Origin of the sequence: Bradyrhizobium sp. CB1717 (assembly GCF_029714325.1) — a bacterium.
Classification (GTDB): Bacteria; Pseudomonadota; Alphaproteobacteria; order Rhizobiales; family Xanthobacteraceae; genus Bradyrhizobium.
The window spans coordinates 3,885,508-3,901,720 of sequence record NZ_CP121666.1 but is presented as its reverse complement, the minus strand read 5'-3'; the positions used below and the strand labels follow the sequence as shown (position 1 = coordinate 3,901,720).

The window sequence follows — 16,213 nt, the reverse complement described above, 5'->3', positions numbered from 1 at the left end:
GATTCCGGGTTCGATGCGTCGCATCGCCCCGGAATGACGACAAAACCAGCAAGAAACGGATCCCCCATGCCCATCGTCAACCGCATCGCCGCCCTCTCCGACGAAATGGCCGCCTGGCGCCATGACTTCCACGAGAACCCGGAGCTGCTCTACGAAGTCCACCGCACCGCCGGCATCGTCGCCGACAAGCTGCGCGAGTTCGGCTGCGACGAGGTGGTGACGGGCATCGGCCGCACCGGCGTGGTCGGCGTGATCCGCGGCCGCAAGTCGGCCTCCGGCAAGACCATCGGCCTGCGCGCCGACATGGACGCACTGCCGATCATGGAAACCTCGGGCGTGCCCTACGCCTCGAAAGTCCCCGGCAAGATGCACGCCTGCGGCCATGACGGCCACACTGCCATGCTGCTCGGCGCTGCAAAGTATCTCGCCGAGACGCGCAATTTCGACGGTACTGCGATCATGATCTTCCAGCCCGCCGAGGAAGGCGGCGGCGGCGGCAAGGCCATGGTCGAGGACGGCCTGATGACGCGCTGGAACATCCAGGAGGTCTACGGCATGCACAACATGCCCGGCCTGCCCGAAGGCCATTTCGCCACCACGCCCGGCGCGATGCTGGCCTCCTCCGACAACATCCAGATCACGGTCCACGGCAAGGGCGGCCATGCCGGTGCCGGCCCGCACAAATCGGTCGACAGCGTGCTGATCGGCTCGCAGATCGTCAATGCGCTGCAATCGATCGTCGCGCGCAACGTCGACCCGTTGAAATCAGCCGTCATCTCGATCACCCAATTCCACTCCGGCACCGCCTTCAACATCATCCCTGAGGTTGCCGAGCTCACCGGCACCGTGCGCACCCTCGATCCCGAAGTGCGCGATCTCGTCGAACGCCGCATCGCCGAGGTCGCCGAGAGCGTCGCCCGCGCCTATGGCGGCTCGGCCGAGACGAAATACACGCGCATGTATCCGGTGACGATGAACCATGCGCGCGAGGCCGGCCTTGCCGCCGACGTCGCCCGCGACATCGTCGGCACCGAGCGCGTCAACGACAAGTTCATCCCGATGATGGGCGCCGAGGATTTCTCCTTCATGCTGGAAGCGCGCCCCGGCGCGATGGTGCTGGTCGGCATGGGCGACGGCAACGAGTGCCACCATCCGGCGTACGTGTTCAACGACAACATCCTCGGCCACGGCGCCTCGTTCTGGGTGCGCATGATCGAGACGCGGATGCCGGCGTAGCCGACGCAATTTGCGATCCGGTGGGCAAAGCGACTTGTCCGCCGTAGCTCGCAAGAGCGGAGGCGGAAGCGTGCCCACCATCGCGGTCTCCGCTGGGATGGCGGGCACGGCGCTTCGCGCCGTTGCCGACCCTACGAGCTACATTCGGGCAACCCGTGAGGTTCCGAAGCCTTGCCCAATAGGCTCAGCGATGCATGCCTAGTCTAGTTGCAAACTTCCGCTTGCATCATCCCGGCGCTACCCGGCCTCGGATCGCGCACAATGCGACACCCTTTGGCAACCGGCCTGCATCCGGCACTCGTGCAGATGATCTGCCCTGAGGCTTGCGGGGTCGACGGCGCGGCCTCCGTTTGTTTTCGATCGGTGTCCCGCCGCCGCGAATCCTCGCGCGTGGCGACCGGCTTCTTCTCCTGGATCTTCTCGCACTCGTTGTCGTCGCCGACGCGATAGCCGGCGCGGCAGGTGATCTTCACGCATTGATCGCCGTCGGCCTTGAAGCCGAAATTGCACACCAGCGGACAGACCCGTCCCGGCTTCGCCTTGAGCGCATCGAGTGCGTCGACGCTGGCAAGCTTCGCGTCGAACTGGGTGCCGGCGTATTTGTTGAACAGCGTCAGCGAACGCTGCGCAGCCGGCGTCCACTCGCCTTCCGGAGCCGCCGTGAGGCAGCCGATGCGGCGCAACTCGCTCTGCACGGATTTCGTGAGATCGGCTGCGGATAATGTTGAGGTCGTCCCGGGCGACAGCGCCGCGACTTTTTGCTCGGGCTCGGGCAACTGCCGCTCCGCCGCCGGCTTTACCGCCTGCTCCGCTTTCTCGGCAGCTTGCCTCGCGGCAAGCTCGGCCTTCGCCTTGTCCGCCGCCTGCTTTTCGGCCAGCGCTTTCGCAGCTGCAGCCTCGGCGATCTTGCGCTCGCGTTCGGCCGCTTCAGCCTTCGCCTGCTCGATCTGCTTCTGCTTCTCCGCAGCGACCCGGGCCTCTTCGGCCGCCTTGGCGGCAGCGGCCGCCCTCTCCTGCTCGGCCTTCTGGGCGCGCTCGGCAATCAGCCTCGCCTTTTCCTGCTCGGCCGACTTGGCCTTCTGTTCGGCCGCAGCGCGCGTCTCCTCGGCTGCGATCTTGTTCAACTGCCCCTTGGCGAGGTTGGCATAGAAGCCGTCGGGATATTGCGCCAGGAATGCCTCCCAGCCGTCGCGCGTCGCGAGCTGGAGCGCAAGTTCGTAGTCTCGCCTGAGTTCTGACTGCGGATTTGCCTGCGGACCCGTTGCGACCGGCCTGGCTGGAACCAGCGGTACGTCATCGCCTCCCAGCGAGCCATATACGAAGGGTTCCTGCTTGTTCGCTGTGCTCCTCAGCACATCGTCGCGGACGAACCCGAAGGCCTTGCGCAGGTCGAGCCCAGGTTTCGGCAGATGGTCGCTCAACGACACCGCGAACGGGCTGTTGCGGGAATCGCCATCCGACGCCGTCGAGCCCGCCTTGGCCGCGAACGCGATCATGGTGTTCGGGCTGGTTGGCTCGACCTTGGCAAGGCCGCGACCGATCGCACGCGAAGCCACGGTGCGCTTCATCGTCTTCGAAAAGGGATTGTCGCGGCAGGCATCGAGGATGACGAGCCGAAGCTGCTTGGCGGGCTCGATGCTCACCAGCACGCGGTCGATCGGCAATGCTTCGTCGTAAACATCGGTATCGGACTCGAGGGCGGCATCGGTCGGGATCAGATAATTGGTGCCGTCCACTTCGAGGCCGTGGCCGGCATAGTAAATCACGGCAACATCCGCATCGCGGGTCCGCGCGCCGAACTCGCGCAGCGCCTTGCGCATTTCGGGCGCGCTCAGGTCCTGCCTGACGTCGACCGTGTCGAAGCCGGCCTTCCTGAACATGCCGCCCATCAGGATCGCGTCGTTCACAGGATTGGCGAGCTTGGGCGCGCTCTTGTAGGCGGAATTGCCGATGACCAGCGCAACGCGCTTATCGGCATGCGCGGGCGCGCAGCCGAGCCAGATCACCAAACCGAAAAGAATAATGGGCCTGAGCCCGATCACTGAAGCCCCCGAACACGATGCCTGGCCATCAATTGCAGATCTCACCGGTGATCTTATTGGCGGGGTTGGACGGATGTGAAACCAACCCGAGGCGGCAACCTTTGGAAACCGGCCTGCATCCAGCGCTCCCGCAGACCATCTGCCCCGACGCCTGCGGCGCCGATGGCGCGGCTTCCGTTTGCTTGCGATCCGTGTCCCGTCTCCGCGACTCCTCGCGCACAACGGGCTTCTTCTCCGGGATTTTCTCGCACTCATTGTCGTCGCCGACGTGATAGCCGGCGCGGCAGGTGATCTTCACGCATTGATCGCCGTCGGCCTTGAAACCGAAATTGCAGACCAGCGGACAGACACGCCCCGGCTTCGCCTTCAGCGCATCGAGCGCGTCGACGCTGGCAAGCTTCACGTCGAATTGGGTGCCGGCATATTTGTTGAACAGCGTCAGCGAGCGCTGCGATGTAGCGTTCCAGTCGCCGTCGGCGGCAGCGGAGAGGCAGCCGACGCGGCGCAATTCGCTCTGCACGGATTTCGTGAGGTCGGCCGCCGATAACGGTGACGTCGGCCCGGGCGACAGCGCCGCGACCTTTTGCTCGGCCCCGGGCAACTGCCGATCGGCCGCCGGTTTTGCGGCCTGCTCCGCCTTCTCCGCGGCCTGCTTTGCGGCAAGCTCGGCCTTGGCCTTGTCCGCCGCCTGCTTCTCGGCAAGCGCCTTTGCAGCCGCCGCCTCCGCGGCCTTGCGCTCGCGTTCGGCCGCTTCGGCCTTCGCCTGCTCGATCTGCTTCTGCTTCTCCGCCGCGATGCGCGCCTCTTCGGCGGCCTTGGCCGCCGCGGACGCCTTCTCCTGCTCGGCCTTCTGGGCGCGCTCGGCGATGAGCCTCGCCTTTTCCTGCTCGGCCGCCCGCGCCTTTTGCTCGGCCGCGGCGCGCGTCTCTTCGGCGCCGATCTTGTTCAGCTGGCCCTTGGCGAGGTTGGCATAGAAGCCATCGGGATACGCCGACAGAAACGCTTCCCACCCATCGCGCGTCGCAAGCTGGAGCGCGAGCTCGTAATCCCTGCGAATGGCCTCCTGCGGGTTGCCCTGGGGACCGGTTGCCGCAGGTTTCACGACGAGGGGCACGTCGTCGCCGCCGAGCGAGCCGTAGACATAGGGCTCCTGCTTGTAGCCGGTCGCCTTGAGCACGTCGTCGCGCACGAAGCCGAAGGCCTTGCGCAGATCGAGTCCCGGCTTCGGCAAATGGTCAACCAGCGCCGCGGCGAACGGACTGTTTCTGGCATCGCCGTCCGATGCGGTCGATCCCGCCTTGGCCGCAAAGGCAATCATGGTGTTCGGGCTGGTCGGCTCGACCTTGGCGAGGCCACGCCCGATCGCGCGCGAAGCCAGCGTGCGCTTCATCGTCTTCGCGAACGGGTTGTCGCGGCAGGCGTCGAGGATGATCAGGCGCAGCTGCTTGGCCGGCTCGACCGCGAACAGCGCACGCTCGACCGGAATGGTCTCGTCGAGCACGTCGCCGTCCGTCTCCAGCGTGGCGTCGGTCGGAATGAGGTAGTTGGTGCCGTCGAGCTCGATGCCGTGGCCGGCGTAATAGATCACCGCCATGTCCGCATCGCGCGTCCTGCCGGCAAACTCACGCAACATGCGCCGCATCTCGCTGGCGCTGAGATCCAGCCTGACATCGACGGAATCGAAGCCGGCCTTCTTGAACATGCCGCCGACCAGGGTGGCATCGTTCACGGGATTGCTGAGCTTGGGCGCGCTCTTGTAGGCGGAATTGCCGATGATGAGCGCGACCCGCCGGTCGGCATGCGCCGATCCGCAGGCAAGGCTCATCGCAAAAATCACCAAAACAAATAGTCGAACCGGAATCACTTGCGTCCCCCCGGATGCAATTCCATGAGAATATTCGGAGTATGGCCGAATGCCAAATCCTCCCTATGTGACTATTGTCACACAAGGCGTCGCGGACGGCTCGTTGATCGTGCGGCGAAGCGCCGCTCCACAGTCCGGCTAGGCCGAGGTCAGATGCGCCTCACCTCCTGCGGTTGCACCGGGGCCCGGATCGCGAAAGGCGCGTGCTGCGCAGACCCCGTCAGCGGGCAACAGAGCGCAGGCCCGTTGGCTCGTCCGCCTTCAACATGCGGGATGTAGCCTCGTCCGAGGCGAGAGGCAGGGTGAACTGAAAGACGGCGCCCCGAGGCTCGTTTGCGCCGGCCCACATCTGTCCGCCATGCGCCTCGATGATCGAGCGGCAGATGGCGAGGCCCATCCCCATGCCTGTCGGCTTGGTGGTGTAGAAGGCCTCGAACAGGCACTCGACATTCTTCGGATCCAGTCCTGGACCGGAATCGCGCAAGGTGACGTGCACGCCGTTCGATACATCCCGATCGGTGCTGATCAGCAACTCGCGTTTCCCTTCGCCAACCGCGGCCATCGCCTCGATCGCGTTGACAATCAGGTTGAGCACCACTTGCTGAAGTTGGACCCGATCTGCCTGAAGGGTCGGCAAGCCTTCGGCAAGTTGCGTTCGTACCGCAACGCCGTTCTTGAACGCTTCGCTGCGGGTCAGCGCGATGACCTCGAGCACCGCCTGGTTGATATCCATGTCCTCCTTTTGCGGCGCCGCCTTCCTTATCAGCGCCCGGATCCGGCCGATGATGTCGCCGGCGCGCATGCCATCGCCGGTGATCCAGTCGAACGTCTGTCGAACCCGCCCCAGATTTGGCGGTTGAGCTTCCAGCCAATTCAACCCGGCCTCGGCATTCGCCACGATCGCGGCGATCGGCTGGTTGACCTCATGGGCAATCGAAGCCGTGAGCTGCCCCATCGTGGTGACGCGATTTGCGTGCGCGAGCTCCATCAGGGCTTCGCGGTAGAGCCGCTCGTGCTCGCGAGCTTCGGCCTCTGCCCGCTTGAGAGGCGTCAGATCGAGGACAAAGCCGACCCCTTGATCCGCACCTGGTGCAAACATCGTCCCGCCAATCAGCACGGAAACACGGCTTCCATCCTTCCGGACATACTCCTTCTCGAACGGCTGGGCCGTCCCGACCCGCTTCAACTCCGCCACGGTTTTTACGTCGCGGTCGCGCCATTCCGGCGGCGTCAGATCGTATCGATGCAGGCGCCCCGAGGCGAGATCGTCCCGGTCGTATCCGACGATGCGCAGGAACGCGTCATTGGCCTCGAGAATGCGCCCCTCGACCTCCCAGATGATGATCCCGATGATGTTGGAGTCGAACAGGCGCCGGATCTTGATATCCCGCGCTGCAAGATCGCTCTGCAGTTGAATGTTCTCCTCGGTCGTCTGTCTCCGCCGTTTCGCTTCGAGCCGCGCGAGCGCCAACGCCGCTCCCGCCAGCGCGACGACGAGGACGACGGCGCCGGCAATCAGCCAGGTCCAGCGCTGCTCGAATGCTTCGGCATGCGTCTCCCGGTCGGCGAGCCGAAAGCGCTCGTGATCCACCATCTGGTCGATCTGCGAGCGGATCTCATCCATGCTGCGGATCATCGCCAGCGCCGCCTGCCCGGACGTGCCGGCGGTCTTCACCATCTCGTCGATCTCGCGCAGCTTGGCCGAAACGGTCAGCGCCAGGTGTTGCGCGCGCAGACTCTGCAACGGATCGTCCGCGACCAGCACCAGCAGCGCCTGCGCCTCGCGCCGCACACCTTCGTCGGAGACGCCGTAGGCTTTGAGATAGGTGGGGTCGAGGGTCATTAGATACCCGCGCCGTTCGGTCTCCAGCTCGGCGGTGATCGAACGCAACCGATCGAGTGTTTCGAGCACCTGGCGGCTATGCCCAAGCAGGTCATGAGCCGCCTGCCGCTCCTGCTGATATTGCAGACCGAGAAAGCCGGTCGCAGCGAACAGCGTCAGAAGCGCCACGACCGCCACGATCAGCGGACGAGCCAGCCATCGCAAAGACGGGACCAGAGCAGGAACTGACATCGGCCTTGGGTCTTCGATGCTCGTGTGACAGCGCGTCTTCTGGTGTCGACGCCTGAGCGTGATAGAATAATAGCATGGTTAGGTGGGGTGGAACCCGACATTCTCGCCCTCCAAGGTTACACCGGTCTGGCCAATCGTCGCGCGAAGGCCGCAACATCACCGGTATGGCTCGTGTTGCGAATGATTGCCCGTCGCAGGGAGAGGCAACATGACGTACGCACAGAGCGGTCGGAGTCCGACCAGCCGTCGCAGCTTCGTTAGGGGATTGGGGGCGGCGGGCGCAATCTTGCCGGCGCTGGCCGCGCTGCCACGCTGGAGCTTCGCCGAGGATCGCGCAGCGACGTACGCCAACGCAAACATCGATTGGCAGCAGTTTGCGGGACAGACCATCTCTCTTTCGGGCGCGATCCATCCCTGGTCGAATGCGATCACGCCGCTGCTGCCGGAGTTCACCCGGCTCACCGGCATCAACGTCACCATCGATTTCCAACTCGAAACCACGTTCCTCGGCGCCTTGGCGATCAGACTCGCCCGCGGCAGCGCGACGCCTGACGTCTTCATGTTCACGACCTATGGCCAGGGCATCGCGGGAGGATGGCTCGAGCCATTGAACGGCTATTATTCCAACCGATCGCTGACCGATCTCGGCTGGTATGACGAGAGCGACCTGCTCAAGACGGCTCGGGCCTTCCCGCTTTGGTCCGACGGCGAACGGTACGCCATACCGATCACCTCCGAAGCGATGACCATGTTCATCAACGGGGACGCGCTGGCCGCCAAGAACCTGCCCGTTCCGCAGACGTTCGAAGAGCTGCTCGTGACCGCCAAGGCGCTCAAGTCCAGCGAGATGTCGGGGATCGCCATGCGGGCCCAGGCCGGCGGCAATTCCTCCCCGCCGGCCATGGGCTTCGTGTTCTCTCACGGCGGCGCCATGGTCAAGGACAACAAGGCGGTTTTCGCAAGCCCCGAAGCGATTGCGGCCGTCGAGATGTACGGACGTCTGCTCAGCCAGGCCGGGCCTGGCGGCGTCGGCAGCTATGAATGGTACCACGTGCTCGACGACTTCCTGCAGGGACGGACGGCAGTCGCGATCGACAGCAGTAATTTCGCAACCGACATCTCCAATCCCGCCAGGAGTCGCGTCGCGAAGCAGGCCCAGTTTGCGGTCTTTCCGCATGTCCCTGGTCGCGCCCCCGTGCCCTTCATGTCGCACTGGCAGGCCTGCATCAATTCAAAATCACGAAACAAGCGGGCGGCTTTCCTGTTCCTGCTCTGGGCGACAAGCAAGCCGACATCGCTGCAGACTGCGGCAGCAGGGCTGGCGACGACACGCGTGTCGGCGTGGTCCAGCGAGGGCTTCAAGAAGGCATTCGGCCCGCAAGCCGCCGAGGCGGCGCTGACCAATTTGCAAAATGCCGATGTCGACCGCGCCAAGGCGATCCTCTTCCATCCGCAATCGAGACCGATCCTGGATGCGTTCATGATCGGCGTCAATGAAGTGGTCAACGGCGAGAAATCGGCAAAGGATGCCATGACCGGAGCGGCCGCGCAGGCCAATGCGGCGATCCGCGGGTAGCGCCTGATCGAGACGACGATGCTGGCTGAGAAGGTCGGACTCGTAGGGTGGGTTAGCCCGCGGCCGCGCGAAGCGCGGTCCGAAGGCGTACTAGCGGACTGCGCTTCGCGCAGCCGCAGAGCTAACCCACCCTACGCGTTGCTCACCCCTGATATTGCAGCACGTGCATGCCGGCGTTCCAGTCGGAGACGAACATCAGCCCGTCGGGCCGGACGTAGGCGTCACAGGTCTTGGCCGCGAGGGCGACATTCGGGCGGGGGTCGATGAGCTTCTTCGGCGTCGGCGGCACCCAGTAGGCGATCTCCTTCGGTGCGAAAGCATCCTTGACGTCGAACACTCTGACGCCGGCATTGTTGTAGGTCGCGAAGATCGTCTCCTCGCTCTGGAACGAGCCCGGGCGGTTCTCGTGGAGATTATGCGGACCAAAGGTGCCGTTCGTGCAGAAATCACGCTCGCGCGGGGTCGGCAGCGTTGCGATCGGCACCGGATTCTCCGGCGCGCGCACGTCGAGCACGAAGGTGTGGAACAGGCCCTTGGCGCATTTCTCCGCGTTGGCTTCGTCCGCGACGATCGCAAGCTGTCGCTTGGGCAGCGGCAGCGGTGTATGCGTCCCGCCGGCGAAGGGCGGCGACCAGTTGATGTGGGACAGCAGCTTTGGATTGGCGGGATCGCTGATGTCGTGGATGGTGAAGCCGCCATCGCGCCAGGCCGCATAGCCGCGATCGCCCGCCGTGATCATGTGATGAAGCGCGAAGCGCTTGCCCTTGGGCGTCGGCGGCTCGCCGGCCGCGCGGTTCATGCCGGGCAGCCACCATTTCGCGACGATCTCCGGCTTCGTGATGGTCTTGAGATCGACCACGCACAGGATGTGGTCGGTGAAGCCTTCGAAATGCGCCGACACATAGGCATAGCGGCCGCCGGGCCACCACAGCCGGTTGATGCCGAAGCCGGGCATCTCGAGGAACGCGATCTCGCGCATCTCGCCTGGTTTCGAGATGTCGTGGATCGACAGGCCGGAACGGAATTTCTTGGCCTTGGTGATGCTGTCGACCAGCGTGTTCTCGAAATAGCCGCGCATGTTGTCGTAGGACTGCATCGCGACAATGTTGGCGCCGTTGGCGACCAGCAGCAGGTCCTCCGCCGCCTGCAAATGATGGGTGCGGGTGTATTGCCCCGCGGTGAAGAAATTGACCGGCTTCAGCGCACGCGGATCGGAGGCGTCCAGGATCGTCACGCCGTCGCTGAACATGTGCCCGACATAGACGTGCTGCCGGTTGAACATCACCTGCACGCTGTCGGGCCGGCCGCCGATGTCGCTGTAGGAGACGTGCTGGATGCCCTTGCCGATGCCCTCCGGCGGAATGTCAGGCTCTGAAGCCGACGCGGATTTCGGCCACCCCGACAGCGCGGCGGCTCCGAACACACCCGACAAATGCTGAAGGTGGCGGCGACGAGAGACTTGAGGCATCGGTTTCCCCCCATTTTTTTGAAGGGATGATGCTCGCATGACGCGAGGCATGCAAGCCTCGCGTCGCGAGCCCTCAGCTAGACCTGCACCACCTCGTGCCGCATCACGAACGGTGCGAGCAGCGTATGTACTTCGCCGGCGACGATTTCGCGCTGGTCCGCCGGCACGCCTGCAAGGGTCACGGTGGCGATCGAGCCGTGGCTGCCATGCGCACCGACCTTCACTTTGCAGTCGATGCCACGCGCGGTCAGCGGCGCCAGCACCTTGGTGAACACGCGCTGCGCGGCGTCCCAGCGCAGCTGCGGCTTGAACACCTTGCCGACGCCGGTCACCGGCATCGGATCGATCGGGATGACCTGTACCGGAACGGCGGCGCGCTCGGGCGTGCGCTCCCGCACCCACGTCTCCAATTCGCCCGGCTCAACGCTGGCGCCCGGCTTCAGCTGCACGTAGCCCACGGGCAGTTCACCTGCGTAAGCGTCGGGCTGGCCGACCACCGCGGCGAAGCCCACGGCGGGATGGCGGAACATGATCTCCTCGATCGGCGCCGGATCGATGTTGTGGCCGCCGCGGATCACGAGGTCCTTGGCGCGGCCGGTGATCCAGAGATAGCCGTCGGCATCGAGGCGCCCGAGGTCGCCGGAATTGACCCAGACCTCGTCGACGAAGGCGCCCTTGTTGTGCTCGTCGTTGAGATAACCGCCGAACACGCCGGGTCCCGCCATGATGACGACGCCGATCTCGTCCGGTGCGCAATCGCGGATCAGCCGGCCGTCGGCATCGAGCTGCACGATCCGCACGCGCGCATAAGGCATGGGAAGGCCGACTGAGCCGAGCCGGATCGGCCGCCCCGGATAGGCGAGCGTGTGCACGCTCGAGGTCTCGGTCATGCCGTAGACCTCGACCACCGGCAGCTTCAGCTTGTCCTGGATCGCCGAGCCCACCGCGACGGGGATCGCCGATCCGCCGCCGGCGGCATATTTCAGGCTGGAGATGTCCGCATTGCCTGGCGGCACCGCAAGCGTCGCAGCCAGCACCGTCGGCACGCTCGACAGCGCCTCGGGCTTATAGCGCTCGACCAATCCCCAGATGTTCTTCACCGAATTCGGATTGCGCCAGCCGCTCGGCGACAGCACGACCAGCGAGCCGCCGCTCGACAGCATCAGCAGCACCTGCGTCAGCGATCCCCCGACATGAAACAGCGGCATGCCGAACAGCAAATTGGAGCCGGGCTTCGATTTGAGCAGCAGGCTGAGCGCCCAGGCCTGGTAGACCTGGTTGGCGTGGGTATGGCGCACCAGCTTTGGCGTACCGGTGGTGCCGCCGGTGTGGAAATAGGCGGCAATGTCGGCACCCGAAATCTTGCGCCCGCTGATAAGCCGGTCCGCCGGCTGCTGCTTGATCAGGTCGTTGAACGCAAAGATGCCCTTGTCCGGATCGCCGCCACCGAACACCTGCACGATCGCCTTGAGATGCTTTAGCTGCGGGCGGATCTGCTCGACCTTCTGCCAGATGTCGGTGCCCGGCATCGGCCCGAGCGCCACCAGGATCTTCGTATCCGCAGCCTCCAGGATCTCCGCGATCTGGTGCGGCTCCAGCAGCGGATTGACGGGATTGGCGATGCCGGCCGCTTCCGCACCGAACAGCGTCACGAAGGCATCGGGCACCAGCGGCAGCATGAAGCTGATGACATCGCCCTTCTCCGCGCCGAGCGCGTGAAACATGTTGGCGGCTTGCGTGACGCGCGCAATGAAGTCGCGGTAGGTGACCACGACCGGCGTGTCGGACGGATCGGCATTCTGCAGGAACTGGATCGCCGCGCCGTCGGGATTGCGCGCCGCACCAAGCTTGATGGCGTCATACGTGCTCTCGGCCGCGACGCGGTCCGCGTAAGGGACCTGCTCGAAGGCCCGGACCTCATCGTCGGTCAAAAAGTCCGGATAGTCGTTGCCGATCAGCCGATCGAGCGCATGGATGCCCGCCATGGAATTTCGTCCTCCCTCGGATTTCCTCGCCCCCTGTCTTTTGACATTTTGGTTTGGCGAGACCCGGCCGATGGCCGGCCGAGCGGGACCACAATGAGGGATGATTTGGCGCTCGTCCATGGCCTGGCGGCTGCGACGACACCGCCGGATCGAACGGAATTTGAACCTCCGCACCCGATCGGGGGACCAAGGACTGGCATCAGATTCGCCTGCCAGCGTCCTGCCGCAAGACTTAAGGTGATCATGACCACGCCCCTGCGGAATCGCATTGCACCGGTGATCGTCGCGTTTGCGATGGCATCGGCGGTCCCCCTGCCCCGCGCCGCGCTCGCCGCGGATAGCCAGCTCGAGAAGATGCGCGCCAAGATCGCGGCCTTCATCGGCGACAAGATGGAGAAGCTGGGCGGGTCGCGCATCGTTTACAGAGTGGACGCCGATGGCTTGCGCGAGAGTGCCGCCACGGACCTCCGCGATGACGTCTACAAGACCCTGCGCGAGGGCAAGATCGCTTTCTCGGGTCTTGCGATCCGCGACGGTGGGGTCGAGGTGAAGGTCGCGGACGCCAAGGGCCGCGAAGAGCTGAAGCGCAAGCTCGCGGCGGCCGCGGAGGGGTTGCCCGCGCGTGCCCTCTCCGTGATCGACGGCGGCGACGGGCAGGTCAAGCTCAAGCCGACTGACACCGCATCCGCCGCAGGGCTGCGCGACCTCGTCGAAGATTCCATCGCGATGATCGAGCAGCGCCTCAAGGATGCCGGCATCAAGCTCGCCAGCGCCCAGCCTGATGGCACGGACCGCATCCGCATCTTCGTCCCGGGGATGATGGAGCCCGAGCGCGTTACCGCGATCTTCGCCACGAAGGTCAAGGTCAGCTTCCGCATGGTCGATCTCTCGATGCCGGCGGAGCACGCCGAGCTCGGCACGCCTCCAGCGGGCTCCGAAGTCCTGTTCGGCTTCAAGGAGAAACGCGCCTATCTCGTTGCAAAGGACAGCGCGATCGAGGGGGACGACATCAGCTATGCCGGTCCGGGATTGGCGAGCGGCACGAACGAACCGATCGCCTCGTTCCGCTTCAATGGACGCGGCGCGCGGCGCTTCGCCCACATCACCGAAGAGAACATTGGAAAGCCCTTCGCCATCGTGCTCGACGACAAGGTGATTTCCGCCCCGGTGATCCGCGAGCCCATCACCGGGGGCTCCGGCCAGATTTCAGGCAATTTCACCCTGGAGGAAGCAAGCAGCGTCGCCATGTTGCTGCGCGCCGGGTCGCTGCCCGGTCACCTTGCCCTGGTCGAACAGCAGGTGATCCAGCCCGCCGCCAAGCCCTGAGGCGGTGACCGCCCCGTTCCCCTTATCAGGGCCGCCCGAAACCGTCCACGACGCCAAAGCTGCACCCCGCGCCCCCGAATCACGGGCGCTTCACGGGTCATACGCACAACCAACGGGCAATTGCCGAAACGCCCGATCAGGCTAAAATTTGCCTCTTGCGGCATGGCGGCCGAAGGCTTCATTTCAAGCGGACGTCATTCGATTTCGGCTATAGGTGCCGCAAATACCGAGCAGGACTGAAGGCCTTACGCGGGGTTAGTACCATGCCGTCCGGCAGTGCAGACATTTCCTCGATCCTCGACCGCATCCTCGATGCGGCCACGGACAATCTCAGGATCGCGAAAATCCTGGTCCAGATGGGCCTCGATCCGAACAACGTCACCTACGACGCGATCTTCAACCGGCTGCTGGAGATCTTCGTCCAGAACATCACGCTGGCGAACCTGTTCGCCGCGGTCGGCGCCGGCTTCTTCGTCGCCACGCTCCTGATGCGGACCATGGTGCCCCTGCGCGTCGCGAACATGATCGGCTGCGCGCTCTTCGCCGTGTTCGGCGCGCTCTCGGCCAATGTCTCGACGTTCCTGCTCTATCTGCTGCTGCTTCCGATCAACGCTCTTCGCCTGCGGCAGATGCTCAAGCTGGTCAAGAAGGCGCGCCATGCCGCCGAGGGCGACATGTCGATCGAATGGCTCAAGCCGTTCATGACCGAGCGCAAATATCGCCGCGGCGACACGCTGTTCAAGCTGGGCGACCCGGCCAAGGAGATGCTGCTCACGGTCACCGGCAAATTCCTGGTTAAGGAGATCAACGTCGAGATTCTGCCGGGAGCGCTGATGGGCGAGCTCGGCTTCCTGACGCCGGACAACCGCCGCACCGGAACGATCGAGTGCATCGAGGACGGACAGGTCCTGACGATCACCTATGACCGGCTGCTCGAGATCTACTTCCAGGACCCGCAGTTCGGCTATTACTTCCTGGTGCTGACCAGCCAGCGCCTCCTGCAAAACATCGATCGGCTGCAGAAGCAGCTCAACGCGGCGCGGACGACGACCACCAACAGGATCGCCTGATCCCCGCTCAGCTCAACAGCAGCGCCATGCCGGGATCGCCCTTCTCCATCGCGCGTCGATAGGCCGCCCGTGCACTGACGCGGCCGAGATATTTGACCACGTTCGGGCAGCGCGACAGATCGTAAGGCTGGAAGTAGCGCATCGTGGTGAGCGAGAAGCCCGTCATGATGTCGGCGGTGGTGAAGGTCTTGCCCGCCAGATATTCGGCATCACGAACGCGCGCATCGACCAGATCGAAGGCGCGGTCGACGCGCCCCCTGGTCGCGGCCAGCATCGGATTGTCCTCGGCGAGCTTGAGCCGGTTCAGGATCATCAGCCGGCCCATGCCGGCCTGCAGCGTGCCGTTGGCGAAGTGAAACCAGTACAGGAACTGCGCGAAATCAGGATCGTCCGGGCGGAGTGCCAGGCGGCCATTGCCGTATTTCGCCATGAGGTAATCGACGATGGCGCCGGATTCGGCGAGCACGAGATCGCCGTCGGTGATGACGGGCGCGGTCCCGATCGGATGCAGCGCCTTGTAGTCGGGCGGCGCCAGCATGGTGACGGGATCGCGGGTGTAGTGCTTCAGCGCGTAGGGGATTTCGAGCTCTTCGCACAGCCAGACGATGCGTTCGGACTGCGACTTGCCGAGATGGTGGACGGTGAGCATGGCGCCTCCTGGGCAGACGACGCGGGCGAAGGCGTCGCGTGTGTCGGTCGTGACGTTGCATCATACTCCGTCATTGCGAGCGCAGCGAAGCAATCCAGACTGCCTCTGCGGAAAGATTCTGGATTGCTTCGCGGAGCCTGTCATCGGGCCGCGCGTTGCGCGGACCCGTTGGCTCGCAATGACGGGGTGGAGAGAGCGCCCCTACCCCGCCTCGTCCGCGACCATCCGCGCCACCACGCGGTCGCGGCGGATGAAGTGGTGCCAGATGGCGGCGATGACATGAACCGCGATCAGGGCCAGCAGCACATAGGCAAAGAGGATGTGGCGATCCTCATAGGCGCGCGCGACCTCGCGGTCGGGAGAGGTGAATTGCGGCACGTGAAACAGGCCGAAGAAATCCGAATAATCCGGCGTGTGCGCGCCGGAATGCGCCCAGCCGAGCAGGATCACGACGATGACGGCAAGATACAGCGCGCCATGGCTGACGCGGGCGAGGAGCTTCTGCCAGGGCTGGCTGTCGGCCGGCAAAGCCGGCGTCGGATTGGCGACCCGCCAGACCAGGCGCAGCAGCGTGAGCAGCAGGATCGCATAACCGATATCGGCGTGGATCGAGCGGTAGAAGAAGCGGTCGGGGCGCGCCGGAATGTGGTTCATCCACCAGCCGAAGCCGATCATGCCGATGATCGTCAGCGCCAGGATCCAGTGCAGCCAGCGGGAAATGCTGCCCCACCCGGCATTCGTGTTTCTGATCATGTCGGCTCCCCGGAATTTTGCGGACATGCCCCTGCCCGCAGCGCAGCACGGCTGCTGATAGCGGGAACAGGCGGCCATCGCGAAATTGAATCGTTCCAAACTGACCCAAAGCGGGTCCGCCGCAAAACCGCCCCAAAAACCGAATGGTAACCATGACGCCTTAAGGTAAC

The 16,213-nt window shown here is 64.6% G+C and carries 11 protein-coding genes; 4 read left to right on the top strand and 7 right to left on the bottom strand.

Translation table 11 applies throughout. The features are described from left to right. The first annotated feature begins 66 nt into the window (after positions 1-66). The gene (locus QA649_RS18345; RefSeq protein ID WP_283025411.1) at positions 67-1,236 is read left to right on the top strand and encodes a M20 aminoacylase family protein; all 1,170 of its coding nucleotides are present in this window, start codon (positions 67-69) and stop codon (positions 1,234-1,236) included. Between the two features lie 203 nt (positions 1,237-1,439). Here QA649_RS18345 and QA649_RS18340 read toward each other — a convergent pair whose 3' ends face one another. The 3 genes from QA649_RS18340 to QA649_RS18330 all read right to left on the bottom strand — a co-directional run bounded on the left by QA649_RS18340 (position 1,440) and on the right by QA649_RS18330 (position 7,216). Then, positions 1,440-3,278 carry a caspase family protein gene (locus QA649_RS18340; protein ID WP_283025410.1) on the bottom strand — a complete coding sequence of 613 codons (1,839 nt, stop codon included), beginning with the start codon at positions 3,276-3,278 and terminating at the stop codon, positions 1,440-1,442. A gap of 28 nt (positions 3,279-3,306) precedes the next feature. Then, positions 3,307-5,103, bottom strand: coding sequence for a caspase family protein (locus QA649_RS18335; RefSeq protein WP_283025409.1), 1,797 nt, complete (start codon positions 5,101-5,103; stop codon positions 3,307-3,309). Between the two features lie 259 nt (positions 5,104-5,362). Continuing rightward, positions 5,363-7,216, bottom strand: coding sequence for an ATP-binding protein (locus QA649_RS18330; protein WP_349254070.1), 1,854 nt, complete (start codon positions 7,214-7,216; stop codon positions 5,363-5,365). A gap of 208 nt (positions 7,217-7,424) precedes the next feature. On the opposite strand from QA649_RS18330, the gene QA649_RS18320 reads away from it, so the two are divergent. Further along, positions 7,425-8,792: an extracellular solute-binding protein gene (locus QA649_RS18320; RefSeq protein ID WP_283025408.1), complete on the top strand. Its 1,368-nt coding sequence runs from the start codon at positions 7,425-7,427 to the stop codon at positions 8,790-8,792. A 142-nt stretch (positions 8,793-8,934) separates the two neighbouring features. On the opposite strand, the gene QA649_RS18315 is transcribed toward QA649_RS18320, so the two are convergent. Together QA649_RS18315 and QA649_RS18310 are read right to left on the bottom strand one after the other, a co-directional pair. Next, a complete protein-coding gene (locus QA649_RS18315; protein WP_283025407.1) occupies positions 8,935-10,260 on the bottom strand; it encodes a hypothetical protein in 1,326 nt (441 codons plus the stop codon). A 77-nt stretch (positions 10,261-10,337) separates the two neighbouring features. Then, entirely contained in the window at positions 10,338-12,245 is a 1,908-nt protein-coding gene (locus tag QA649_RS18310) for an acyl-CoA synthetase (protein ID WP_283025406.1), read from the bottom strand. Positions 12,246-12,488: 243 nt separating this feature from the next. Here QA649_RS18310 and QA649_RS18305 point away from each other — a divergent pair, with 243 nt between their 5' ends. Beyond that, the gene (locus QA649_RS18305) at positions 12,489-13,571 is read left to right on the top strand and encodes a preprotein translocase subunit SecD (protein ID WP_283025405.1); all 1,083 of its coding nucleotides are present in this window, start codon (positions 12,489-12,491) and stop codon (positions 13,569-13,571) included. 263 nt (positions 13,572-13,834) lie between these two features. After that, positions 13,835-14,641 (top strand): cyclic nucleotide-binding domain-containing protein, encoded by an 807-nt coding sequence (locus tag QA649_RS18300; RefSeq protein ID WP_283025404.1) that lies wholly within the window; start codon positions 13,835-13,837, stop codon positions 14,639-14,641. A 7-nt stretch (positions 14,642-14,648) separates the two neighbouring features. Here the strand turns inward: QA649_RS18300 and QA649_RS18295 are convergent, their stop codons facing one another. Both QA649_RS18295 and QA649_RS18290 read right to left on the bottom strand, forming a co-directional pair. After that, positions 14,649-15,290: a glutathione S-transferase gene (locus QA649_RS18295; RefSeq protein WP_283025403.1), complete on the bottom strand. Its 642-nt coding sequence runs from the start codon at positions 15,288-15,290 to the stop codon at positions 14,649-14,651. 201 nt (positions 15,291-15,491) lie between these two features. Beyond that, positions 15,492-16,043: a cytochrome b gene (locus QA649_RS18290; protein WP_283025402.1), complete on the bottom strand. Its 552-nt coding sequence runs from the start codon at positions 16,041-16,043 to the stop codon at positions 15,492-15,494. Positions 16,044-16,213 lie beyond the last annotated feature (170 nt).